Consider the following 21,534-nt stretch of genomic DNA (forward strand, 5'->3'; position numbering starts at 1 on the left):
TACAAATAATTTAAGATCTATTTATCAAAATTTTCATTGATTCTTTTTCAAAATTTTCTTCACTAAATGTTAAGCTTTTTTGATAAGCTGCACGGCTTAAATCAAAATACAACACATTATTTGACAAAATTTTATTTATTTTTTCAATAATTTCATCGGTATTTTTACTATCTATTAAATAACCGTTTATCCCATCATCTACTAATTCCGTAACACCTCCAATTGGTGGAACAATTGTTGGCAAGGCATAAGCCATAGCTTCCAAAATAGTCAATCCAAATGTTTCTACCCAGAGCTTAGTATCGGATAAATTCAAAACCAAACTCGCATTGTTATATAAAGGATGTAACACTTTTTGAGTAGCATAAATTTTAAGATTTTTTGGTAAATTTTTATTCATAAAATAGCGATCAATCTCAGCTTGAGAAGCATTTACTACCAATTGAAAGTGAAATTTATGCAATTGTTGGGCCAAATATACAAAAACATCTACACCTTTATAAGCTTTCAAAGAACAAATCATCAACACATTTTTCTGTTTTTTTTCTTCTCTACTTTTCCTATTTTCAGCTAGTTGAACAAAATCGTTTTCTAAAACATTGTGTAAAATATGATGTTTTACGGCTAATGGTTCTTGCTTTGCCAAAAAATGAGACACATATACTACTTCTGTTGCTGTTAATTGTACGATACCAAATAAGAATTTTTTTAAAATTTGAGGTTTCATCGAAGTTTCATGTATATGATATATTACCTTACATCCTTTTAATTTCCCAGCAAAACCTGCTGCAAAAGGTAAAACAGTATTGACATATACTACATCTGATTTTTCTAAAAATAATAATAATTTAAAAAAAAGAAGAAATTGGCTAAAAAATAAGGAGAAAAATCGTAGTATAACATTACTATAAAACTGATACCAAAAATAATGATATGTGATGTTTTTTTGTCCTGACAAAAAACCTTCTCGTCCAAAAGCAGTAAATAAATGAACATTTATTTTATTTTTTTGCCAAATGTTTAACAATTGTTTCAAAACTTTTGGACTACCACTATAATCATTTAATAAATGGATGGCAATAATTCTCATAATTAACAAATATTTTGATAGGTTTGTTGTAAAATGTCTCCTTTTTTATCCCAAGTTAAGTTGTCTAAATAATGAGCTCTGGCTGCCTTACTCATTTGGTTCCTTAACGAAGTATCTAAATACAATTGTTGTATGGCATTAGACAAGCCATTAACAGTTCCTTGATATGTAGTCATTGGAATTTTAAAACCACATTGATTCGATATCAGTTCACCCGGACCGTCGTTGTCCAAACACACAACAGGCAAGCCAAAAGACAAGGCTTCGGCTACTACCATTCCCGCTCCTTCGTGTGAAGGAAATAAAAAAATAGCTGATTTTTCATACAATTTCATGAGTTTAACACGATCAATCCATTCAATTATTTGAACATAATCCGTTAGTTCATAAGATTTTACCATTTTTTCCAATGTTGCTTTTTCAGGTCCTGACCCTATGAGAGTCAAGCTACAATTTGAAAGCTGGTCCTTTGATATCGAACGAACAAAGTCGTTAAAAGCATTGATTGTCAAATCAAACCCTTTTAATGGCACAAACCTCCCTACACTTATGATATTAAAATTTTCATTAATAAGGTTGTCTTTATAAAAATCTTCTGTAGCTACGGATGGCATTATAGAAAAAATATTTGAAGGTAAATTCAAAACTTTTGAACTACTAGAATTCATACAAAAAATATGATTCGCTTTTGAAATGGAAGTTTTTAAATTTAAAGAAACATTCCAAAACACTTGCTTGATAAACCAAGTGGCATATTCTTTAATTTTGTAAGTAAATTTATATTTTAATAAATATTGATTAGGGATTTTAGAGTGGTGCCCAATTGGCCCCCAAACAAAAGGTTTATTCAATTTCCATAAAAAACTAGGTGTCCAATCATTATGAAAATTGACGTTGTGAACTATATCATAATTAAGATTTTTTTTATTAATAAAGTTAATTATTCCATATTGCCACATATAATAATACAACATGGCCCCTCTACTCCCTTTTTTCCAAAACCGCATCCAATAAGGCCTATCAAAATACAAAAATGATATATTTTGATAATTAGGATTAGGATTTTCGAGCATGAAGGTATCAATTGCCGGTTGATTATTAGCTCGAGTAATAGCTATAACCTTTTGATAACGAGCTATTTGACAAATAAAATTCCACCCCATTCCATCTTCAGAACCTTTATAAGGGTTTATAGCGTAACAAGTTGCTAATATTGTTTTCATATTATCTATCGGGTTTTTAATAATTTTGCTGGCACACCACCAATGATAGCACGATCTCCAAAAGATTTTGTTACTACACTACCTGCGGCAATTACACAACCATGTCCAATACTAACACCATCCAGAATAGTAACTTTACTTCCTATCCAACAATCATTGCCAATGTCTATACCTTTTCTAGTAACTCCTTGATTTCTAATAGGTTGATTTACATCTGTAAATACATGATTTTCTGGATGACAACTAAAATATTGCCCAACAATACAATCATTACCAATGGTTAAACCTCCTGCACCACCCAAATAGGCAAACTCCCCAATGCCAACATTGTTGCCAATTTTGATATAGGTTCCTAATTGATTCAAAGATGTTGAAATAACAATACGACTAAAAGCTCCAATCCCTACATTGTTACCCAACTGAATCCCATCTAATCCTAAGGCTGAAAGTTGAACATGTGATCCCAATTTTAAGAATTTTCCCCATTTTATTTGGCTAATATTAAAAAAAGTAACAGATGTACCCAACATCATGCCTTTTGGGTTTCTTAAAAAAAACAAAACTTTTAAGCCACGGCATAAATTGCAAAATTGCACCCCAATAAAATACAATAATGTAGTACTATTCAAATTTTGATCAAATTCAAAATTGGGATTTCTCAATTGAATTATTTTTTGTAGGATCGTTTTCATTATGATTTTAAAATTACAGTTTTCATAATTCTGTTTAAAGTTTCATCTAAATCGACATTATTTATGGGCATATAAATATTTTTATCTGAACTTTCTTGCAATCTATCAAATAATTTGGTGTATTCAAACGTCAATTCTGTTATTGTTTTAGCATCTAATTCTTTCTTTCTACTTAAAATAACTTGGGCATCAGCATAAAGAAAGAAATTAAATTTTGGTTTCAATACAAAAGCATAACCCAATAGTGTAATACTTTTTGGTAAAACTATATTACTTCTTTTACTATCGTTGATGAAATCAAAATAATATCTATCATAAATTACTACATAACCTTTTAAAATATACTTAAAATAGATAAAAAATTGCCCGAAAACATAATCCATATAATAATACATAAACCTAAAAAGGGAAGACATAAAACTAACATTTTTCCCTTGTCTTGGTAGATTTTGGATAGTGTCTAGGTGTGCTTGCTCTTTTCCTTTAGTCCAAACACTTAATATAGGCAAAACAGAAGGTCTGTGCCTTAAAACTATTACTTTTTTACGAAGTTGTTTTTCAACACTGTATTTTATTTTGTCAATAACCGTCGTTTTTCCGGCTCCATCTACCCCACTAAAAGTTATCAAAAATCCTCTATTATTAATAATATTAATTAGTGTATCTATGTAGTAATTTATTGTATTAACAATATTAAACGGAAATTTATTTTTTATATCCAACCGAACATAATTCAATAATATGTTTCTATTTTCTTTTGTGTTTTTTAAATATTTATTTATAGTTAAATCCAATGGATGAGTAGAATTTCTAGTAATAGATATTACTTTTGAAAATTTATCTGGTATAGCTGCATGATTCAATGTATAAAATAGGGCAATATATCTTGCTGTATCTTTTTCTGAAGCCATTTTTACAGCATATTCATTGATATAGCTATTTCTTAATAATTGTTTGACATTCAAATATTCTATATTTTTTCGCTTCATTTTCCAAATGGCATCAATTGAAAGCATACTACCATCTTCCATAAATAGCTGGATGGTATTCATAAAAGATCTTTTATTTTCAGAAAATTTATAAACTAATGAATGATTTTTAAAAAAATTTGTTAGTTTTTCATTCAATTCTTCCTTTATAATAATATCGATATCCGAATTCACATCCAATTTTTCTGGATAAGCATAGTCAAATTTCAAGGTGGCATACTCTTCTTTTTGCAAAAAATCAAAGAAATCCATGATAAGTAATTCTCTTAAAGTATTTTTCTTGGTCATAAATATATTCAGTGCTTCGTCCCAAATTTTTAACAACCAATCAATTTGTGGGTGCCATTTGAGTTGTTGCGAATATACAACAAGATAATTCATACAATTAATTAATAAATACCATTTTAAATACGAATGTAATGTATTAAAATCGTCATTGAATAGTTGTTTTCCAAAATCATTTTTACAATTTTTAAGAATATCGTTATAAATTTCATTCCATGTTTTACGTTCCACTAAAATTCCTTGTTGAAAATGGTAATGAAAATAATCAAATCCTATGGGCATGTCTGAGTTTGCCAGTTCCCAATCGTATAATGCCAATTTATTTTTGCCTTCAAACATATTCCACTGCGTAAAATCACCATGAGCCAATGATATAGAAAGGGTATCTTCGGGTTGGATATCCTCTATAAGCGATTTCAATTTTCTTAATAAATTTTTTGGAATCCTGCTGTCATCAATTTGCAGAAATTTTGATTTTAAGGTATTAAAAACGTATAAATATTCTGTTTTGATGATTTTGTTGTCCATCAAATTCATTTCGGCTAAAGCAAAAAGATGAGTAGAACCAAAGTTTGTACTCCGAACATCGTTTGATGAAATATCTGACAAACAAATAACATCTGTACTTTTATCTACAACATTTGGAGTGTAAAACAAACTAGTATTATTTTGGATTTTATTCAGAATTTTAGCTTCATTTATAATTAATTGTGAAGCAGATTCTGTAGTAGCTACTTTATAAAAAAGCTGATCTGAATATAATATGGCCTTATTATTTGGGCCTACTGTGCCTGTAAAAAGTGCCCACGATTTAGTACAATCGATCATTGGGGATTGTGCATCAAAATAATATTCTTTCGATTTAAAAATAAATCGCTGTAATTTTAAATAAAAAATGGTCCTTATGAATTCTGCAATAAACTGAGCCCTTTTGCTCCCTACGTTATAAAATTTTAAGAATAAAGGGGTACTACAATTGGCATTCCAAATCCATCTAGGTGTGCCATTTGGATTATTGATATACAATATTCTTACAGCAATATCTGATTTTTTGCTGCGTTTACTATAGACATGATAACCCAATTTTTTAAAAATAATTTTCATTTTTTTATATTTTAAAATTATTAATCTTATTATTTTTTTGATCTATGATAAAATATAATAAGAAAACTTTATGCGATGTATTGATAATTAAAATCAATTAAGTAGCATTTTTTTTAAACATCTTTTCAATATCAATATCAGGTCTTCGTTTTTTTAGGTGAAGCCTTTGAAATGACGTTATTAAATTATGGTTTCGAAATGAAACCGAAAAAATCACTAGTTGATAAAACAAAATGCCATAATTACTCTCTCCAAAAATGCCAAATTCTGTAAACGAATTGATAACAATAGGTATCATTATACCAATAAGCATTAATTTTGTTTCGCTATTTTCTTTAAAAAATGCTGAAATAGTAAAATATAACTGAAAAATCACTATTACTAAACCAATAAAACCTAAACTCATCAGTACTTGCATAAATGTATTATGAGTCATTTTTCCTGGATAAGTATGAACACTTTGAAAAAATTCTTTGTAATCAATTCGCATAAATCCAAAACCAAAAAGTGGCTCACGAGGCAATCCTTCTGTTATTAAAGCTTGCCAAAAAGGTAATCTTCCTGTCAAAGTTAATATCTCTTCTAACCTTTCTTTGTCGCCACCCTTCAAAATAATTTCGTTTACAGCAAATGGTAAAACCATCAAAACCCCTCCCACAATGGCCAACTTTAGTCCTTGTCTTTCTGTTTGATTGATGTGAAAAAAAATAATCAATAAAGCCCCTATCAATGAAGATCGAGAACCTGTATAAAACAAGGCATAAAAAATGACTAAAATTTTAATTATTGTCCAAGTTTTGCTTTGTTTTCTATATAAATCAAATATTAAGCAAGCAATCCCCACACCTGCTAACATCCCTAATTCATTCGGATTCATAATGATGCCACCCAGTCGGGCTTCTTCACCACCGTTTGTAAGTCGAAAAAACGTAACCGGATCGACCCACATACCAATCACAAAAATCAATTGCAATCCAAAAACCGTGTTTCCTAACAAATGATACAACCTTATTTGATGACCTTCAAAAAAAACATCTAATAGTTTTAAACTTTTTATAAAATAATAAGCAAAAACAAAACTTTGAAAAGTCATAAACCATTGCAAAGCACTAAATCCAGGATTGGTACTCCATGAAAAGGAGATTAATCCTTCAAATAAAAAAAATATATAAAAAAGTGGAGCGTAAATATTTTTGTGTTCCAAGGTATTTACAGCTCCATAGGCCACTATTTTTTTATAGGCCACAATAGAAGAAATCATTACTCCCATCCTACCCACAACTTTTATGGCACGAGTAATGTTAACATTTTCGCTCCAAGTAAAAAAACAACCTACCATCAAGAACAATATTATGAATAAATAATTATTCATATATTTTAAAAATGGCTCATGATTTATAGCATTTACTTTCATTTTAACAAATATAATTTCTCATTAAAATCAGATAAAATTTTATCCCAATTAAAAGTTTCTGCAACCATTTTTGTTGCATTTTGTTGCATTTGAAAAAATGTTAATGTTGGTTGCTTCCAAATTTTATAAGCATTACAAAACTTATCATACAATTGCTCCTCACTTTGATTGTCAATTGTAAATCCTGCATTAAAATCTGATACTAAATTTGCAATATTAGTAGCTTTTGTTACAATAACAACTTTTCCAATTGCCGCTGCTTCAATGACCGACATAGGCAACCCTTCGTTACGAGAAGGATGTACAAAAACATCCATTTGCTTTAAAACGGCCTCTTTTTCTGTGCCAAACAAACTTCCAAAAAGTGTTACATTTTGCGACAAGTTCAGTTTAAAAATATCATTTTCGAGTTTTGTTCTTTCTTCACTATCACCTACTATCCACAATTTTGCATTGGGACAAACGGTTAAAAATTTTTCAAATGCAATTAGTAAAGTATCCAAACCTTTTGTATAAATATCTAATCGTCCTATAAACCCCAAAGTAAAAATGTCGTTTTTAAAGGGATTTATGGGGACATTATAATCAAATTCATAACCATAAGGAAGCAAAACCGTTTTATTTGTTGGTAATATTGCATTTATTCCTAAAACCTCGCTTTCACCTATGCAATGTATTTTTCTTGTATATTGTAATAATTTTTTTTCAAACAAATTAAAATATACTTTTTTCATAATATTACTTCGCTCCATTGCAATGGTATTGTAAGCACCATGTGGTGTAAAAACAAAATCAATTTTATGCTCGTGCAAAACAGTAGCAATGGCATAAAATACTGGAATCCATCCACCGTGTATATGAAAAATTGCTTGATTTTTTTTACTAATCAAAGCTTTTTTCAATTGTTTTGAAATAGCAAATGGATTTTTCTTTTTTAAAAAAATGCGGGTGTCAAACAATCGATCTGCATAATTGATATGGTTGTTATTGGCTAATCCCCAAACCGATGCTTGCATTCCATACTCAACCTGTTTACTTACTAATTGAAAAACCACTTTATTGACACCATTCATCCGTTCTGGATTGGCTTTGCCCAAAACTATATGTATTATTTCCATAACTTAAATTGATGTTTGATTAACTGAGATTGCCAATACAATATCATTACTATTTGATTGATTATCAACCCAATAACAGCTCCGTACAGTAGGTAATTTTTCAACAAAAAATGAAAAAATAATAACGAAGACACAAAAGACAACACATATCCTATAAAAAATATTTTGTTTAAAACTAACACTCTTACTGCAATTCGAACTGGGTAACTTATAAAAATAAATACGTATAAAATTGCCATAATTTGAACCACATAAGCATATTGTTGATATGCTACGCCACCTGCTAAGGTGATGATTTTTGAGGCAAAAACAATTAAGACGGTCAAAATAATGGCGAAAAATATACCCGCATAAGCCGTTTTTTGTTTAAGAAAAAAAGTAGCTTTTTGTCTGTTTTGCTGGTATAAATGTGCTACTTTTGGTAGATAAAAATTTTCTACTGTTTGTAAAGCAATATTTAAAAGTCCAAAAAAAGATTGGACCAACCTTAATGCACCTAACGATTCGATACCCAGATAAATGCCCGAAACTAGAACAAAAAAATTGCTTGACAACCACTGAAGAACGGCTACCATAAGCAACCACTTTCCTTGATGAAAATGCAGATTATTGAAGCGTTTCCATTGATTTGGGAACTCATAATTGGTGCAAATAAATATAATTCCAGGTAACGAAGACAATACATTTGCGATTCCGATGGTGAATAAAATCATTTTCAAATTCAATGATTGCATATTTATTACAAAATAAGCAGCAACCAAAATTAAAAAAAATACATCTATAAGTAAATTTTCTTTTAATTGTCTGATACCTAATAATAATTTTCTGAAAAAATCTTGAAATAGCAATCCTATGATATAAACTACCGACGGCCAAATGATGCTTTGGATTAAAATTTGTTTTTTGAAAACAAATTGCAATACAAAACCTATATTTATAATAACAATTAATAATGCAATCAAAAAACATAACATCCAAATGTAATATTGTTTTTTGTGAAACTCTTTTGAAATATGTACTTGAAAAGGTTGAATAACCAAAGCATTTGTTATACTCATCGATAAATAGCCCAACAAAACTATTGATGAAAATAATCCAAAAGCTGCAATAGACAATTTTTGTGCAAATAATAATGTTAAAACAAAATTTGTTCCGCTAAAAATGGCTTGGTCTGAAAAAACCAAAAACGTATCCGATAACAAATAGTTTTTTAATTTATCCATTACTTTAGATATTTTTTTAACAAGTTTATATTTATAAATTTTATAATTAAATCTTTAACTTCTATCACAACATTGGGGTTATAACCTGCTTTATTCAATACAAACCAAAGATTTGGCAATGTGTATTCGTCTCTTAATAATTCTATTAAAACTATTCTTTTTTCGGGTGTTTTCCTGCTATCTACTACAAATAGATTGTGGTTTGCCAAGCTCATAAACATTAAGGCTAATTTTTCCGATACAATAGCTTGATTATGAACAATACACAAATCATAATCAGACATTTTAAGATCGATGATAGCTTGAAAATGATTTTTTGTATAGGACAAATATTTTTTATCCGAAAAATCCACATAATTTTCATCTTCAAAAAAAGATTTCAAATGGCCAGTTACATCAACCAATAACACCTTTCTTCCTTGTTGCATGAAAGCCTTTGCCATGTTGATGGCATGAAATTCATGATGAGAGACTTTATCAAAGGAAGTAAAAGTAAGAATATTTCTAGGTTTAATCATTTCTTTCAATTCCAATTTCATGGCTTCTTTCAAGAAGTTTTCTTTGAGATTGGTCCTGTTTTTAATATATGGCGTAGAAAGTGCTATTGGGATTGTTCCGTTTTTTTCAATCGTATATTCATCATTAACTTTGGCTTTGGCAAAATGTACCAAATAAATCAATACGATAGAGCCAAACATTCCCAATATGGCCGCAACAATGATGATAATGATTCTAATGGGCGAAATGGGCGTTTTAGAAACCGATCCAAAAGTGATTATTTTGTGAAAAGCTATTTTGGCTGATTTTGCAATTTCTGCATCAATTCGCTTTCCATTCAAAAAATTATAGTTGTTTTCATATAAATTAAACTCTCGATTTAAAATGGCCAACATTTTTTCTTTTTCAGGTATTCCCACAAATACTTTTTGAGCCTCTTCTATATCTTGCGTTAATTCGTTGTATTTGATTTGCAAATTTCTTTCGGTATTTTTAATACTTTCTATTTGATAATCAATTAAATCCTGCATTTTTTGATCTACAATTTTTACTTTTTCATTTTCTGGAGTGTAGGTTAATAATAAATCTTTTTTATCGGCTTGTAGCTTTTTCATGGCTTTTACCATTTCTGTAGATAACAAATCTGTAAAAGCTTCAAAGTTGGGAGCTAATTCTAAATAATTAAATTTTCCTTTGTCTATATAAGTATTCAACTGTTTAATGGCATCCAAACTCATCCTTAAGTTGGTTTGTTGTATTTTTAATTGAGATATTTTTCTTAAATTAGTTTCATTTTCCTGAGTAAAATTTATGATATTATTATCGTCTCTAAACTTTTGTATATTATCTTCAGATTCTTTCAATCGTTTGTTCGACTCCGTAATTTCGCTTTTCAAAAACTCAACTGTAATATTTGCTGCATTAAATTTGTTTTCAATATAATCCTGAATATAACTTTCTGCAAGGGTGTTCACAAAAATTGCGGCTTTTTCGGGGATATTACTTTTAAAATTAATCCGAATAACTGGAACATCTTTGTCAACTGGTACAATATCTAAATTAGTTTCTATTTTGTCCATCAATTTTTGATCGCTCAAAAATTCAAACTCATATCGATCAATAATTTTAGTATTCCTCTTAGTTTCTAAGTAATCCTGATTCAAAGTAATTAAAAATGTAGCCTCATTGATGGTAAAAGGTCTTCCAAATTGGCCTTTGAAACTTTTAGAGGCTTCTTTTTCTTTATAAATAAATTCTTTATCCGAAACAACATCCAAAGAGTATCTTTTATCATAAGCTTTGTCTGAACCAAATGTTCCTTCTATTAAAATTGGGGATTTATTATACAATTCTTCCAATCTAAAAGCTCCTTTTCTAAATATTTCGACCTTAAAAGGGAGCTTGTCTAAAACTTTTTTTAATAAACTCGACGATTTCAACACTTCTATTTCAGAGGCTATTTTGTTAGTCGAAGCAAACAAATCCAAATCTTTATACAAGTTGGCATTTGAAATGCCCTCGTGTACGTCGGCCAATTTAATTTTTGCTGTACTTTCGTACATTGGAGTTACATAATTCAAATATTTTTTTGCCGAAAATACAGCCAAAACCATCACCAAAATAACAATTGGCGAGCCTCGAAATAACGGTTTTAAAAGCCTTAAATTTTCGTTCATAGTTGAATATTATTTGAAAAAACCTAAAATTACAGCCGCCGCAGTAACGGTGGTTGTAAATGGTACGATAGTTGAAATTCTTTTGTCAAATTCTTTGAATTTTTTGGAAGGAACTATCACTATATCGCCTGGCAATAATTGTATATTTTTATTCAAAATATCTCCGTCTTTTGTCAAATCAATATTGGTTATTTTAACATTTTCACCTTCTTGTCTTAAAATTTTTATTTTAGTTAAATTAGCATAAAATTCGAACCCTCCTGTTTTACTGATCATTTCTAATAAATTCACGTGGTCTTTGTCTATTTGTACAACATTAGGATTTCTTACTTCTCCTAAAATGGTGATTTCTTTGTTCAAAACCTTGACATCGACAATTGGATTTACTAAAAATTTTTTTAATTTATCTTTGATTTCTGTTTTTAAAACAGGAATTGTTTTGCCTAAAACATTTGTTGTGCCTAGTTTGGGCAATTCTATATTTCCATTATGATCTACCATGAGCCATTTGCCATACACTTCGTTTGAATTGTAAATACCGTATAAGGATCCTACACTAAACTCGTCTTCGCCCCAAACCGAGATAGATATTTTATCATCTACTCGTATTTTGTATTCGTATTTTGGATTATAGGCAAAGTCTTTTGCATCTTGCTTTTGTTCTGCAGCAGACTTTTTTGATTTAGACTCTAGCAAATTTTGTGTTTTACATGCAAAAAGCAAAATGGATAAGGAAGTAACAAGAAAAAATTTTCTCATTTTTTATTTATTTATTAAAAATTTGAAATAATTCTTTGGAATAAAGAAGGGTTTTTCTTTCTTAATTCTTCCTTTACCTTTATTATTTTGTCGATAATAATAGCCATTTTATCGCTAACATTTGTATCTTTAATTACATAATCAAAAGCACCATATTTTAAGGCATCTACTGCTGTTTTGATATTATCCTGACCAGAAACCATCACTACAAAGATATTTGGGTTTGTTCGTTTGATTTTTTTCAACACATCAAATCCTGTCATACCATCCATATTATGGTCTAAAAAAATGATGTCTGGATTTTTATCTAAATTGTTCAAACAATCATTACCATTATCATAATAAGTAATGTCTTCATAATTTAAGTTTCGCAAATATTGTTCATGCATACTCGCACAAAAAACATCATCATCTACAATAAAAAATTTGAATTGGTTGTCATTTGGATTTTCCATATTTTTATACAATTTAATTGGTTTATTATTTATTTACTTCGTTTTCGTATAATTCGACTGCTGCTTTTTCTAAAACTATTTGTATTTCGTCAAATAGTGCACTAATAAGCACTTTATCTGTTGATTCGAGGGCTATTTTTTCGAGTAATTTTACTTTATCTAAAATACTTAAAATACCTAATCCTTCGATACTTGGCTTAATTTTGTGAATCAATCGGCTTACTTCTTCAAAATCATCTTGTTCAATTGCTTGTCTTATTTTTTGAATGGTAATTTTGGATTGTTCTATAAACAATTTGATCATTTTTAGAACAAAATCTTGATTGCCACGGCTCATTTTTTCGATGGCACTCAAGTTATACACCTTTTGGCTAGACAGTTGGAGCGGCATTATGACTTCTTTTGGTGTGTCGTGGACAACTCTTTTTTTAGCTGCATATTTTGATACTATTTCGTACAAAACATGTTCTTCAAAAGGTTTAGAAATATAGTCTGTCATCCCAGCATTTTTACATTTTTCAATTTCAGTTTTAAATGCATTGGCCGAAAGTGCAATGATTGGTGTGTTTAGGTGCAATTCATTTCGAATGATTTTGGTTGCCTCAATCCCGTCTAATTCGGGCATTTGAATATCCATCAATATAATATCAAATGATTTTTTCTTCAACAGTTCAATAGCTTGAAGCCCGTTTACGGCTTCTGTAACATCACATTTAAAATATTGCAAACTATTTTGAGCCACCATCCTGTTCATTTCATTGTCTTCTACTAAAAGTATTGAAACACCGTCTAAATTAATTTCAATTTGTTCTGTTTTGGCTTCCAATAGTTTATTCACATCACCTTTTGGAAATTCAAAAACTATCCGAACAATAGTACCAATTTCTTTTTCGCTTTCAATATTAATGTGGCCTTTCATGAGCTGAACAAGCTCTTTGCTGATGGACATTCCTAGTCCTGTTCCTCCAAATTTTCGTGTAACTTCTTTATCTTCTTGCGAAAATTTCTTAAAAATAGAGTCAATATACTTTTTGTCCATACCAATTCCTGTATCGGCAACGGCAATTTCTATTTTTTGTTTATCGGGATGGTTTGCTAACAATTTGCACGTTAGGTTGATGCTGCCTTTTTTGGTAAATTTTAATGAATTTCCTACCAAATTAAACAACACTTGTTCTATTCTTAGTGCATCGCCTTTAAAAACTTTAAATACTGATTTTGATATATTGGCTTCTAAAATCAAACCTTTTTCTTCGGCTTTTGGCAAGAGTACTGTTACAACTTTATGAAGGGTATTTTCAATGCTAAAATCTACTTCTTCCAATGACATTTCACCTGCTTCTATTTTGGAAATATCCAAAATATTATTGATAATGGCCAACAAATGTTTGGAAGCCACGGTACTATTTTCTACATGTTTTCTTTGAAAATCGTTCAACTCTTGTTTTTTCAATTCTCTTAAAAATCCTATGATCGCATTCAAAGGCGTTCGGATTTCGTGACTCATATTGGCTAAAAAAGCTTCTTTTGCTTTTGAGGCTTCCTCTGCTTTTGTTTTTTGGGCTTCTAAATCTATTTCCAATTGTTTTTGATCGGTTATATCCAAATGGATTCCAATAGATCCTATTAAGTTGCCTTTGTCATCAAAATTTGGAGCACCACTTATGGCCCACCATCGTTGTTCCCCATTTTTATTAATAATAGGAATTCTATAAATATCCGAAACTCCTTTTGTTCGAAGGTCTTTTTTCTCTTCTATCAAGGCTTCGTTTTCTTTCAAACTAAACAAATCTGAGGGTCTTTTGCCAATAAGTTCATGATAATCAAAACCTGAAATGTCGCAAAAACTTTGATTCGTAAACACAATATTTTCCTCTACATCTACCTCTAATAGCCCCAAATTCATGTTGGCAATAATATTTCGATACTTTTCTTCTTGATATTTTAATTTTTGTTCTGCTTTTTTTCTTACAGAAATATCTTGAATAAATGAACAGAAAAAGGTTTCTCCGTTTTGAATTACAGGTATAATTGAAATTTCTATAGGAAACTCTTGATTGTTTTTATTCACAGCAGATAGCTCCATTTGTTTGTTTAAAACAGTGGTTTTACCCGTTAATAAAAATCGGTCTATACCATGGTTGTGGCTGGCTTTATGCACTTGTGGAATGATTGTTTCAGACAATTTTTTGCCTAAAACTTCCTCTCGGTGCCAGCCAAATATTTTTTCGGCTTGGTCGTTCCAAAATGTAATATTGCCCAAAGAATCAATTGTAATAATGGCATTCAAAGCAGAATTCATTATCAATCTATTCCGTTCTTCGCTTTGTTCTAATAAGTTTTTTGTTAGCATTCGCTTAGAAACATCTGTATATTTCCACAAATGACCTTTGTAAACATTTTTGATGAATACGGGTATAAAATCTCGTTCAAAATAGCGACCATCAACCGTTTGCAATAATTCGTTAGTTACAATTTCTCGTTTACTAACAATTTCTTTTGTTCGGTTTTCAAAACTTTCAAAATCTTTAAAAACTGCTTTTTCTCTAAAATCATCACAATATTTACCTACTAAATCATCAGCTTTAACAGATTTTTCAAAAATTTCGCAAAATAAATCGTTACAAAACAATATTTTGCCATCTTCGTCTTCTACTAAAATGCCCGATTGTAAATTGGCAAACAATTTTTTTAATAATTCAATTGTTCGCAACAAGGTTGTTGCAACTTCTTTTCGTTTGGATATTTGTTCTTTTAAATAATTGGAAACAAATAACAAATCTTTTTTATCATTTGTAGGAATGGCTTCAAATTCATTATTAAACTTGCTAATACTTTCAAACAAATTTGCTATAGATTTTTCCTTTAAATCATATTCTTTTTTTAAGTTTTCATTTACTTCTACAAATTCTTTTTCGCTTTCGATAAAGGCATGACTCATCAACTCTCTGTCTCTTTCGTAAGACAAATAAGAATCATTAACTGCGTTGATAAATTTTTTAAACCGTTCGTCTGTTATGATTTCTGGGTCTAAATATTTATTAATTTGTTTTTGTAAATGTTTATGAAAACTCATATATTATTCAATTTCATTTATTCCTGTTATTGTCATGGTTTGATTGTGCAAACCACAATTGCCCATAGGGGTTAAAGGCGAAATTTCTCCATAAGAATAAAAACCCGTCAGTACCGTATCTGTTCCAAAAATGTCTTGTACAGCTTCTACCTCTTCTTCTATTCTAGACCCTAAAATTAATTTTCTACCAACACAACTCACTAAAAAGGCCAAAGCAGGTTTGTGGCTCAATAGCTCCAAACTGTTGCTGGCGGCATCGCTGGCGGCATCTATCAATTTATCAAAATTAGCTTTCATAAACCTAACCTTACATCCTTCTGGAATGTCGCCTGCAAATGTCATGGATTGATGCTCTTCGTCTATTGCTAAAATAGTGCGAACGATGGACTCTGTTCCTTTTTCTAAAATGATAGATAGCGGGAACAAAAGTGCCGAACTTGGCAAATCATTTGCATATTTTCCTAGATAGTTTTTATACAAATCCAAAGCATTTTTTCCATCAATTTCATATAATATATTTTCTTTCGATCGGGTAACCACTCTTTCTAATCCAAATGATTCCCAGCCCCCAAGGCTTCCGTGTGTTACTTCTAAATTTTTGCCTCCTAATCCAATAGCTATCAAATTTCCTGTTTTTGGCACTTCGTTGAGTCCTACAAAAGTTTTTTCAAAATGCGTTCCATCTCCTGCCAACCCGCCTGTAATGAGCAAATGAGGAGCTTTGACACTGTTCATGCCTTTTACCAATTCGCTTCCATTAACATGGCTCCCATCAGATAAAATAAAAACTAATTTTAGAGCTGATTGATCCATTTTGAGGAGTAATTGTTTGCCAGCTTCAAAACTGTTCTGATAATCTGCTATCAAAACGCTCGATGTTTGCATGATACTACTACCCCACTTTATTGCTACCAACGAAATGGTATCATCTAAAACCTCGGTGCCAAATATTTCTCCAGCCGTAGAACAAAGGGCAATTTGAGCTTTTGGAAATTTACGATAAATTGTATCGTAAACATCTGAATTTGAAACTAAATGTCCTGATCCAAAACCCAAAACCAAATTTGAAGATTCAAAATCAAAATCTCGATCTTTTTCTGATACTGTAAAAGTATCATTTCTAAACAACAAAGCTACTTTTTTCATAAATATTTGATTTTAATGCACAACGCTTCTAAAAATTCATTACTTTTTTTAGTGAATAACAATCTAATATTGTTATTATTCTTTCATTTTCAAACATTTACCAAACTTGATTTTAATATTCTTCAAAAGTCAAATTTAATAAAAATTTTCAATTTTAAACTTTTTTTTTATCTTTTGTAAAAAAAAATCATAATGTCGTTAAAATTATATATTATCTAAATTTTAAAATATTTTAAAATAAAAAATAAAAACATCATAATATACTGATTAACAATTATTTAAAAATACATTTCGTTTTTTTAACAATTAAAGTATTTTACTATTTTATAGATATATTACAACAACTATTTCATTTTATCGGACAAAAATAAAAAATTAATTTGAATTAAAATGTTTTTTTATCGACAAAATGATTATTTTTATCGATATAATGATTTTTTGCTCATTTTAAACATTTTGCCACTTTTTGGACAACACTTACATTTTTTTATTATATTCGCATCATCAAAAACAATGATTGTAATATTAAAATAAAATAAACTTTTCTATATCTAAATTAAAAAAATGAAAGAGCAGTTCAGAAAATTTCTCAATGAAGAACAAGACCCAAAAGCCATCGAAAAAATATCGGCCAAACTATCTGATTTATTAATGAAAAATGAAGAGGTGGGCTATATTGGTGTTCAAAAAAAACCAGCTTTAACCGTTTTTCCTGAAAGTGTGGTTTTAACAAACAAACGCATCATCATTTGCCGACCTAAAAATTTAGGCCTTTCGATGGAATTTATCGATTTTAATTGGGAAGACGTAGTGGCCACCTTTATTAAAGAAAATATTTTAGGTTCTGATTTCTCGTTTTCAACCAAAAATGATATTCAAGTTACCATTGATTATATCCCAAAAATTCAAGCTCGAAAATTGCATACATTTGCAAAAGAGCAATTAGAGATCATCAAAACAGGAAGTGTAGTTGCTCAAACGATAGCACCAGAAACTACAACACCAGCCCAATGGATTTCAGAAAAAATTGAAGAAATAGAAACAGAGGAAGTAACCAATTATGCCGAAATTATACCAAACAATTTACGGGTAGAAGAGCCAGAACCCGTAGCAAACACAGCTGTAGAAGCACCAAATCAGCCCTTGAGTCAAGATGAATTGTTTGCAAAATTACAAAATTACAAAAAATTATTAGACAACGGGCTGATACTTCAGGGCGAATATGATACTTTGAAAAAAGACATTTTAAGCAAAATGTAAGCGAGTATTGCAATGAAAATGTTTCAGGTTTTGTTACCCTAGACCACCCAACTTCTATTGATTTGTTGTATGTATTGCCCCGTTTTCAAAGGCAAGGGGTTGCTACACAATTGTTTGTAGCTATTGAACAAATAATACCAAATATACATATAAAATATATTTGGTATAATTTCATAAAATAATATTGTAAAATATTACGTTATATCAATTTAAAAAAATCAATACTCCCATTTTCGAGTTTTATTGAGCTTTTCTGCCGCTTCCATTTCTTCAACAGGAATCACTTTCAAAAATGAAGGGTGTTGCTCTATTGCATATTCTACTTTTTCGACAATTTGTTCAATCGTTTCGTTGTCATAATCAATATCCAAAGGCGGTTTGATGATAAATGATTGTAAAATACCTTTTTTCTTGAGTCTCAATCCTTTTTTATCAAAAGACCGTCTGAAACCATCAATTACAATTGGTACAACAATGGGTTTGTGTTGTTTGATGATGTGTGCAGTTCCTTTTCTTACAGGTTTAAATGATTTTGTAGTGCCTTGAGGAAATGTAATTACCCAACCATCTGAAAGGGCAATTTTGATATTTTCAGTATCATTCGGATTAACATCTCGTTTTTCACATACATCTTTACCTTTGGATCGCCAAGTTCTTTCAACTGTAATGGCACCAACGTAGGCTAAAATTCTGGGCAACAAACCTGCTTGCATGGTTTCTTTGGCGGCAACATAATAGATATTCATTTTGGGTTGCCAAATGTATCCAAGGTTTTTAATGGTGTCTTGTCGTCCTTTCAAACTGGCATTAAAAACATGAAACATGGCTACAACATCTGCAAAATAAGTTTGATGATTTGAAATAAATAAAACATTAGTATTGGGCAAATTTTTTATAATTTCAGACCCTTCAATTTGCAATTCGTTAAAACCTCTGTATCTTTTGTGCGTAAGCACTGCAAATATACGGATTAACCATTTTTTTATAAATAATATATGTCCAAAAGGATTGCGTTTGAATAGCCCCATGGTATTGAAAATTAATTTTTATAGGTTGCAAACATACAAAATCTTAATTAATTAAAGGACACTTTTTAAACACTCTTTCAATTCAGATAGGATCATTGCCGTAGCCCCCCAAACAAAATGTTCGTCTATCAGAAATCCTGGTACCTCAACAGCTTGCATGTAGGAAGTTTGCATTAGTTTTTTACCAATTTTGGTTTCATCTAAAATATGCTTCAATGGCCATTCAATAATTTGAGCTACTTCGTTAGCATCGGGTACAAATGACAAGCTACGGTTTGCAACACCCAAAAAAGGATGAACCCAAAAACGACTTGGCGGAATATACAATTGGCTTAAAGGCTTGATGATGTTTATGTCGTTTGCAACAATTCCTATCTCTTCAAAAGTTTCTCTAAGTGCCGTATGGGCTAGGGATTTGTCGGTTGTTTCAACTTTTCCTCCTGGAAAAGCAATTTGAGCAGAATGCACTCCTTTGTAAGTATTTCTAACAATCAAAACCAAATGAGCTTCTTCGTCTTTTGGATATATTAAAGACAATACCGCAGCCGTTTTAGCCTCGTTCCAAACGTTTTGTCCTTGTTTTTGCAACATTTCGTTTCGCTCGGGTGGACACATTTTGTCATGTGCTACGGAACCTTCTAATGGTGCCACTTGTATTTTTGAAATAAGTGCAGTAAAATCTGAAAACTTCATATCGAAAAGTCGTTTGAGATAATAATTATTTATTATTAAAAAAAATAAGTATTAGATTATAAATTTGAATTATTGTGAAACTATTATTTTGCAAATTTACCATAGTGAAAGGCATACTGATTTTTTACAACATACATATAAACACCTGATTGTAAATCACTTATATCAAACTGGTTGTAATTTTGTTCTAAATTCAATACTTTTACCAATCGGCCTTGAACATCAAATAGTACTATTTGGTCTTTTGTCAAATTACCAAACAATTGTACGTTTAAATTTTGATTTTCTACATTATAATACACTAAAGATTTGGTGTTTTTAGATTCTTTTTCAGACAAGTTTGCTTGATTACTGGCCAATAAAAAATTGGGGATACCATAGCCGCATTGTGCATTTGGACTGTTATACCTATCGGCCGATTGTTTGATATAATCTACCACTTGTTGATTGGTTAAAGCTGGATATGCTTGCCAAAAACAAGCCAATAATCCCGCCATTATAGGACATGCAAACGATGTGCCGTTGCCCCCAACAATGCTGCCTTGAAGGTTTGCAATTACTGCATTGACCCCTTGAGCCATCAAATCGGGTTTTATGCGTTGATCAAAACTAGGCCCAATAGAACTAAAATTAGCATACTCCTGATTAGCCGCTACTGCCCCAACGGCTAAAGCATGTGTGGCATCGGCAGGAACACCAATATGTGGATGAGCAGATTGACCTGAATTGCCCGCACTTACTACAACAATAATGCCTTTGGTAAAAGCAATATTGGCTCCTTTTGAGGCAAATGCCTTGTTGCCAGTCATGTCCGAATAAGCATAGGAATAACTAGGATTGTCATAAATAAAATACCCTAACGACGACGTAATAACATCTGCTCCTACCCTATCGGCTGCTTCGGCTGCTGCCACCCAATACGATTCTTCTACTGGGTTTTCAGAGGCAGTATCTTCTGTAACATACAAATAATAAGACGCATCTGGAGCCGTTCCAACTAGCTGCTCCGAAACATAGCCTCCCATACACGACAAAACCGATGTTCCATGACTATTACCCGAATAAAACAGAGGGTTTTGATCTACAAAATTATAGCCTCCTAATATCAACCCGTGGTATTGCAAATATTGAAAAGCTGGCAAAGTATCGACACCTGGAAATCCTGCATCTAACACCGCAATTATTTTTCCAAAACCCGTTTTATTTTGTTGGTGCAAAGATTGCCCGCTGAGCATTTGAATTTGATTTAATGAATTGCCGTAGGGCAAATCTGAGGTTATTTCAAACGTTTTTTGGATTGCAAAAGGCGGTTGCAGTTGGCTTGTTTTACTATTTAAAGTAGGATTAGCAAATTCAATATGGCTTACAAACGACAAATTGGCCAGTGCATTTATTTGAGACACGCTCCCTCGGACATGCACACAATTCATCCATTTTGAACTTGTTTTTATTACTATACCATTGGCATTGGCAATAGTGTCCCAATAAGGCTGGTATAAAGGAACGTCTTGAACAGAAAGCGGTATATTTTGTGCCAATCGCCTGTCCAAAGCCCTCTGAGACAACATCAACAGCGGATTACTCAAATAAACAGACGCATTGGGTTTGTCTGCAAAATAAACCCTTGCATCCTCTTGTGCCATCCCTTTTTCAATTATAAAAAACAGAATAGCAACCAACCAAATTGAACCAATACATTGCTTTACTTTTTTAACCACTACCCCCATAATACAATATTAATAATTCATACACCAAACTTCATACTTAAAACTTCATACTTAAAACTTCATACTTAAAACTTCAAC

General features: G+C 30.9%; 16 protein-coding genes and 1 pseudogene. 2 read left to right on the top strand and 15 right to left on the bottom strand.

Annotated elements, in window-relative coordinates; genetic code table 11:
* Positions 1-10: 10 nt before the first annotated feature.
* From FBFL15_RS11365 to FBFL15_RS11420, 12 genes are all read right to left on the bottom strand, one after another.
* Complete coding sequence (locus FBFL15_RS11365; protein WP_014084733.1) at positions 11-1,090, bottom strand: glycosyltransferase family 4 protein; 1,080 nt, start codon at positions 1,088-1,090, stop codon at positions 11-13.
* A gap of 2 nt (positions 1,091-1,092) precedes the next feature.
* Positions 1,093-2,313, bottom strand: coding sequence for a glycosyltransferase family 4 protein (locus FBFL15_RS11370; RefSeq protein WP_014084734.1), 1,221 nt, complete (start codon positions 2,311-2,313; stop codon positions 1,093-1,095).
* 5 nt (positions 2,314-2,318) lie between these two features.
* Positions 2,319-3,005, bottom strand: coding sequence for an acyltransferase (locus tag FBFL15_RS11375; protein ID WP_014084735.1), 687 nt, complete (start codon positions 3,003-3,005; stop codon positions 2,319-2,321).
* Positions 3,005-5,383 (bottom strand): nucleoside/nucleotide kinase family protein, encoded by a 2,379-nt coding sequence (locus FBFL15_RS11380; RefSeq protein WP_014084736.1) that lies wholly within the window; start codon positions 5,381-5,383, stop codon positions 3,005-3,007. The genes FBFL15_RS11375 and FBFL15_RS11380 overlap by 1 nt, the downstream gene beginning before the upstream one ends.
* A 97-nt stretch (positions 5,384-5,480) precedes the next feature.
* The gene (locus FBFL15_RS11385) at positions 5,481-6,755 is read right to left on the bottom strand and encodes an O-antigen ligase family protein (RefSeq protein ID WP_197535527.1); all 1,275 of its coding nucleotides are present in this window, start codon (positions 6,753-6,755) and stop codon (positions 5,481-5,483) included.
* Positions 6,756-6,793: 38 nt separating this feature from the next.
* Positions 6,794-7,915 (bottom strand): glycosyltransferase family 4 protein, encoded by a 1,122-nt coding sequence (locus tag FBFL15_RS11390; RefSeq protein WP_014084738.1) that lies wholly within the window; start codon positions 7,913-7,915, stop codon positions 6,794-6,796.
* Positions 7,906-9,138 carry a lipopolysaccharide biosynthesis protein gene (locus FBFL15_RS11395; protein WP_014084739.1) on the bottom strand — a complete coding sequence of 411 codons (1,233 nt, stop codon included), beginning with the start codon at positions 9,136-9,138 and terminating at the stop codon, positions 7,906-7,908. The genes FBFL15_RS11390 and FBFL15_RS11395 overlap by 10 nt, the downstream gene beginning before the upstream one ends.
* The gene (locus FBFL15_RS11400; protein WP_014084740.1) at positions 9,138-11,312 is read right to left on the bottom strand and encodes an exopolysaccharide transport family protein; all 2,175 of its coding nucleotides are present in this window, start codon (positions 11,310-11,312) and stop codon (positions 9,138-9,140) included. The genes FBFL15_RS11395 and FBFL15_RS11400 overlap by 1 nt, the downstream gene beginning before the upstream one ends.
* Positions 11,313-11,321: 9 nt before the next feature.
* On the bottom strand, positions 11,322-12,071 hold the full coding sequence (locus FBFL15_RS11405) for a polysaccharide biosynthesis/export family protein (protein WP_014084741.1): 750 nt from the start codon (positions 12,069-12,071) through the stop codon (positions 11,322-11,324).
* 14 nt (positions 12,072-12,085) lie between these two features.
* Complete coding sequence (locus FBFL15_RS11410; protein ID WP_014084742.1) at positions 12,086-12,526, bottom strand: response regulator; 441 nt, start codon at positions 12,524-12,526, stop codon at positions 12,086-12,088.
* A gap of 25 nt (positions 12,527-12,551) precedes the next feature.
* Positions 12,552-15,602 (bottom strand): PAS domain S-box protein, encoded by a 3,051-nt coding sequence (locus tag FBFL15_RS15810; protein WP_014084743.1) that lies wholly within the window; start codon positions 15,600-15,602, stop codon positions 12,552-12,554.
* A gap of 3 nt (positions 15,603-15,605) precedes the next feature.
* Entirely contained in the window at positions 15,606-16,748 is a 1,143-nt protein-coding gene (locus tag FBFL15_RS11420) for an FIST signal transduction protein (protein ID WP_014084744.1), read from the bottom strand.
* Positions 16,749-17,312: 564 nt separating this feature from the next.
* Here FBFL15_RS11420 and FBFL15_RS11425 point away from each other — a divergent pair.
* Together FBFL15_RS11425 and FBFL15_RS17225 are read left to right on the top strand one after the other, a co-directional pair.
* Positions 17,313-18,008: a PH domain-containing protein gene (locus FBFL15_RS11425; protein WP_014084745.1), complete on the top strand. Its 696-nt coding sequence runs from the start codon at positions 17,313-17,315 to the stop codon at positions 18,006-18,008.
* 17 nt (positions 18,009-18,025) lie between these two features.
* Positions 18,026-18,190 (top strand): annotated as a pseudogene (locus FBFL15_RS17225) (GNAT family N-acetyltransferase); the annotation flags it as partial.
* Between the two features lie 36 nt (positions 18,191-18,226).
* On the opposite strand, the gene FBFL15_RS11430 reads toward FBFL15_RS17225, so the two are convergent.
* The 3 genes from FBFL15_RS11430 to FBFL15_RS11440 form a co-directional block, all read right to left on the bottom strand.
* Positions 18,227-19,036 (bottom strand): lysophospholipid acyltransferase family protein, encoded by an 810-nt coding sequence (locus FBFL15_RS11430; protein WP_014084746.1) that lies wholly within the window; start codon positions 19,034-19,036, stop codon positions 18,227-18,229.
* A gap of 51 nt (positions 19,037-19,087) precedes the next feature.
* Entirely contained in the window at positions 19,088-19,729 is a 642-nt protein-coding gene (locus FBFL15_RS11435; protein ID WP_014084747.1) for an NUDIX hydrolase, read from the bottom strand.
* A gap of 83 nt (positions 19,730-19,812) precedes the next feature.
* Positions 19,813-21,456, bottom strand: a complete 1,644-nt coding sequence (locus FBFL15_RS11440) for a S8 family serine peptidase (RefSeq protein WP_050881303.1) — start codon at positions 21,454-21,456, stop codon at positions 19,813-19,815.
* Between the last annotated feature and the right edge of the window lie 78 nt (positions 21,457-21,534).

It is taken from the genome of Flavobacterium branchiophilum FL-15, from assembly GCF_000253275.1.
GTDB classification, from domain to species: domain Bacteria; phylum Bacteroidota; class Bacteroidia; order Flavobacteriales; family Flavobacteriaceae; genus Flavobacterium; species Flavobacterium branchiophilum.

What these genes read in the sequence shown, in the direction of transcription:
- FBFL15_RS11395 (WP_014084739.1), bottom strand. Translation starts at nt 9,138, where the DNA reads ATGGATAAATTAAAAAACTATTTGTTATCGGATACGTTTTTGGTTTTT.
- FBFL15_RS11420 (WP_014084744.1), bottom strand. Translation starts at nt 16,748, where the DNA reads ATGAAAAAAGTAGCTTTGTTGTTTAGAAATGATACTTTTACAGTATCA.
- FBFL15_RS11405 (WP_014084741.1), bottom strand. Translation starts at nt 12,071, where the DNA reads ATGAGAAAATTTTTTCTTGTTACTTCCTTATCCATTTTGCTTTTTGCA.
- FBFL15_RS11365 (WP_014084733.1), bottom strand. Translation starts at nt 1,090, where the DNA reads ATGAGAATTATTGCCATCCATTTATTAAATGATTATAGTGGTAGTCCA.
- FBFL15_RS11425 (WP_014084745.1), top strand. Translation starts at nt 17,313, where the DNA reads ATGAAAGAGCAGTTCAGAAAATTTCTCAATGAAGAACAAGACCCAAAA.
- FBFL15_RS11370 (WP_014084734.1), bottom strand. Translation starts at nt 2,313, where the DNA reads ATGAAAACAATATTAGCAACTTGTTACGCTATAAACCCTTATAAAGGT.
- FBFL15_RS11440 (WP_050881303.1), bottom strand. Translation starts at nt 21,456, where the DNA reads ATGGGGGTAGTGGTTAAAAAAGTAAAGCAATGTATTGGTTCAATTTGG.
- FBFL15_RS11435 (WP_014084747.1), bottom strand. Translation starts at nt 19,729, where the DNA reads ATGAAGTTTTCAGATTTTACTGCACTTATTTCAAAAATACAAGTGGCA.
- FBFL15_RS11410 (WP_014084742.1), bottom strand. Translation starts at nt 12,526, where the DNA reads ATGGAAAATCCAAATGACAACCAATTCAAATTTTTTATTGTAGATGAT.
- FBFL15_RS11375 (WP_014084735.1), bottom strand. Translation starts at nt 3,005, where the DNA reads ATGAAAACGATCCTACAAAAAATAATTCAATTGAGAAATCCCAATTTT.
- FBFL15_RS15810 (WP_014084743.1), bottom strand. Translation starts at nt 15,602, where the DNA reads ATGAGTTTTCATAAACATTTACAAAAACAAATTAATAAATATTTAGAC.
- FBFL15_RS11390 (WP_014084738.1), bottom strand. Translation starts at nt 7,915, where the DNA reads ATGGAAATAATACATATAGTTTTGGGCAAAGCCAATCCAGAACGGATG.
- FBFL15_RS11380 (WP_014084736.1), bottom strand. Translation starts at nt 5,383, where the DNA reads ATGAAAATTATTTTTAAAAAATTGGGTTATCATGTCTATAGTAAACGC.
- FBFL15_RS11385 (WP_197535527.1), bottom strand. Translation starts at nt 6,755, where the DNA reads ATGAATAATTATTTATTCATAATATTGTTCTTGATGGTAGGTTGTTTT.
- FBFL15_RS11430 (WP_014084746.1), bottom strand. Translation starts at nt 19,036, where the DNA reads ATGGGGCTATTCAAACGCAATCCTTTTGGACATATATTATTTATAAAA.
- FBFL15_RS11400 (WP_014084740.1), bottom strand. Translation starts at nt 11,312, where the DNA reads ATGAACGAAAATTTAAGGCTTTTAAAACCGTTATTTCGAGGCTCGCCA.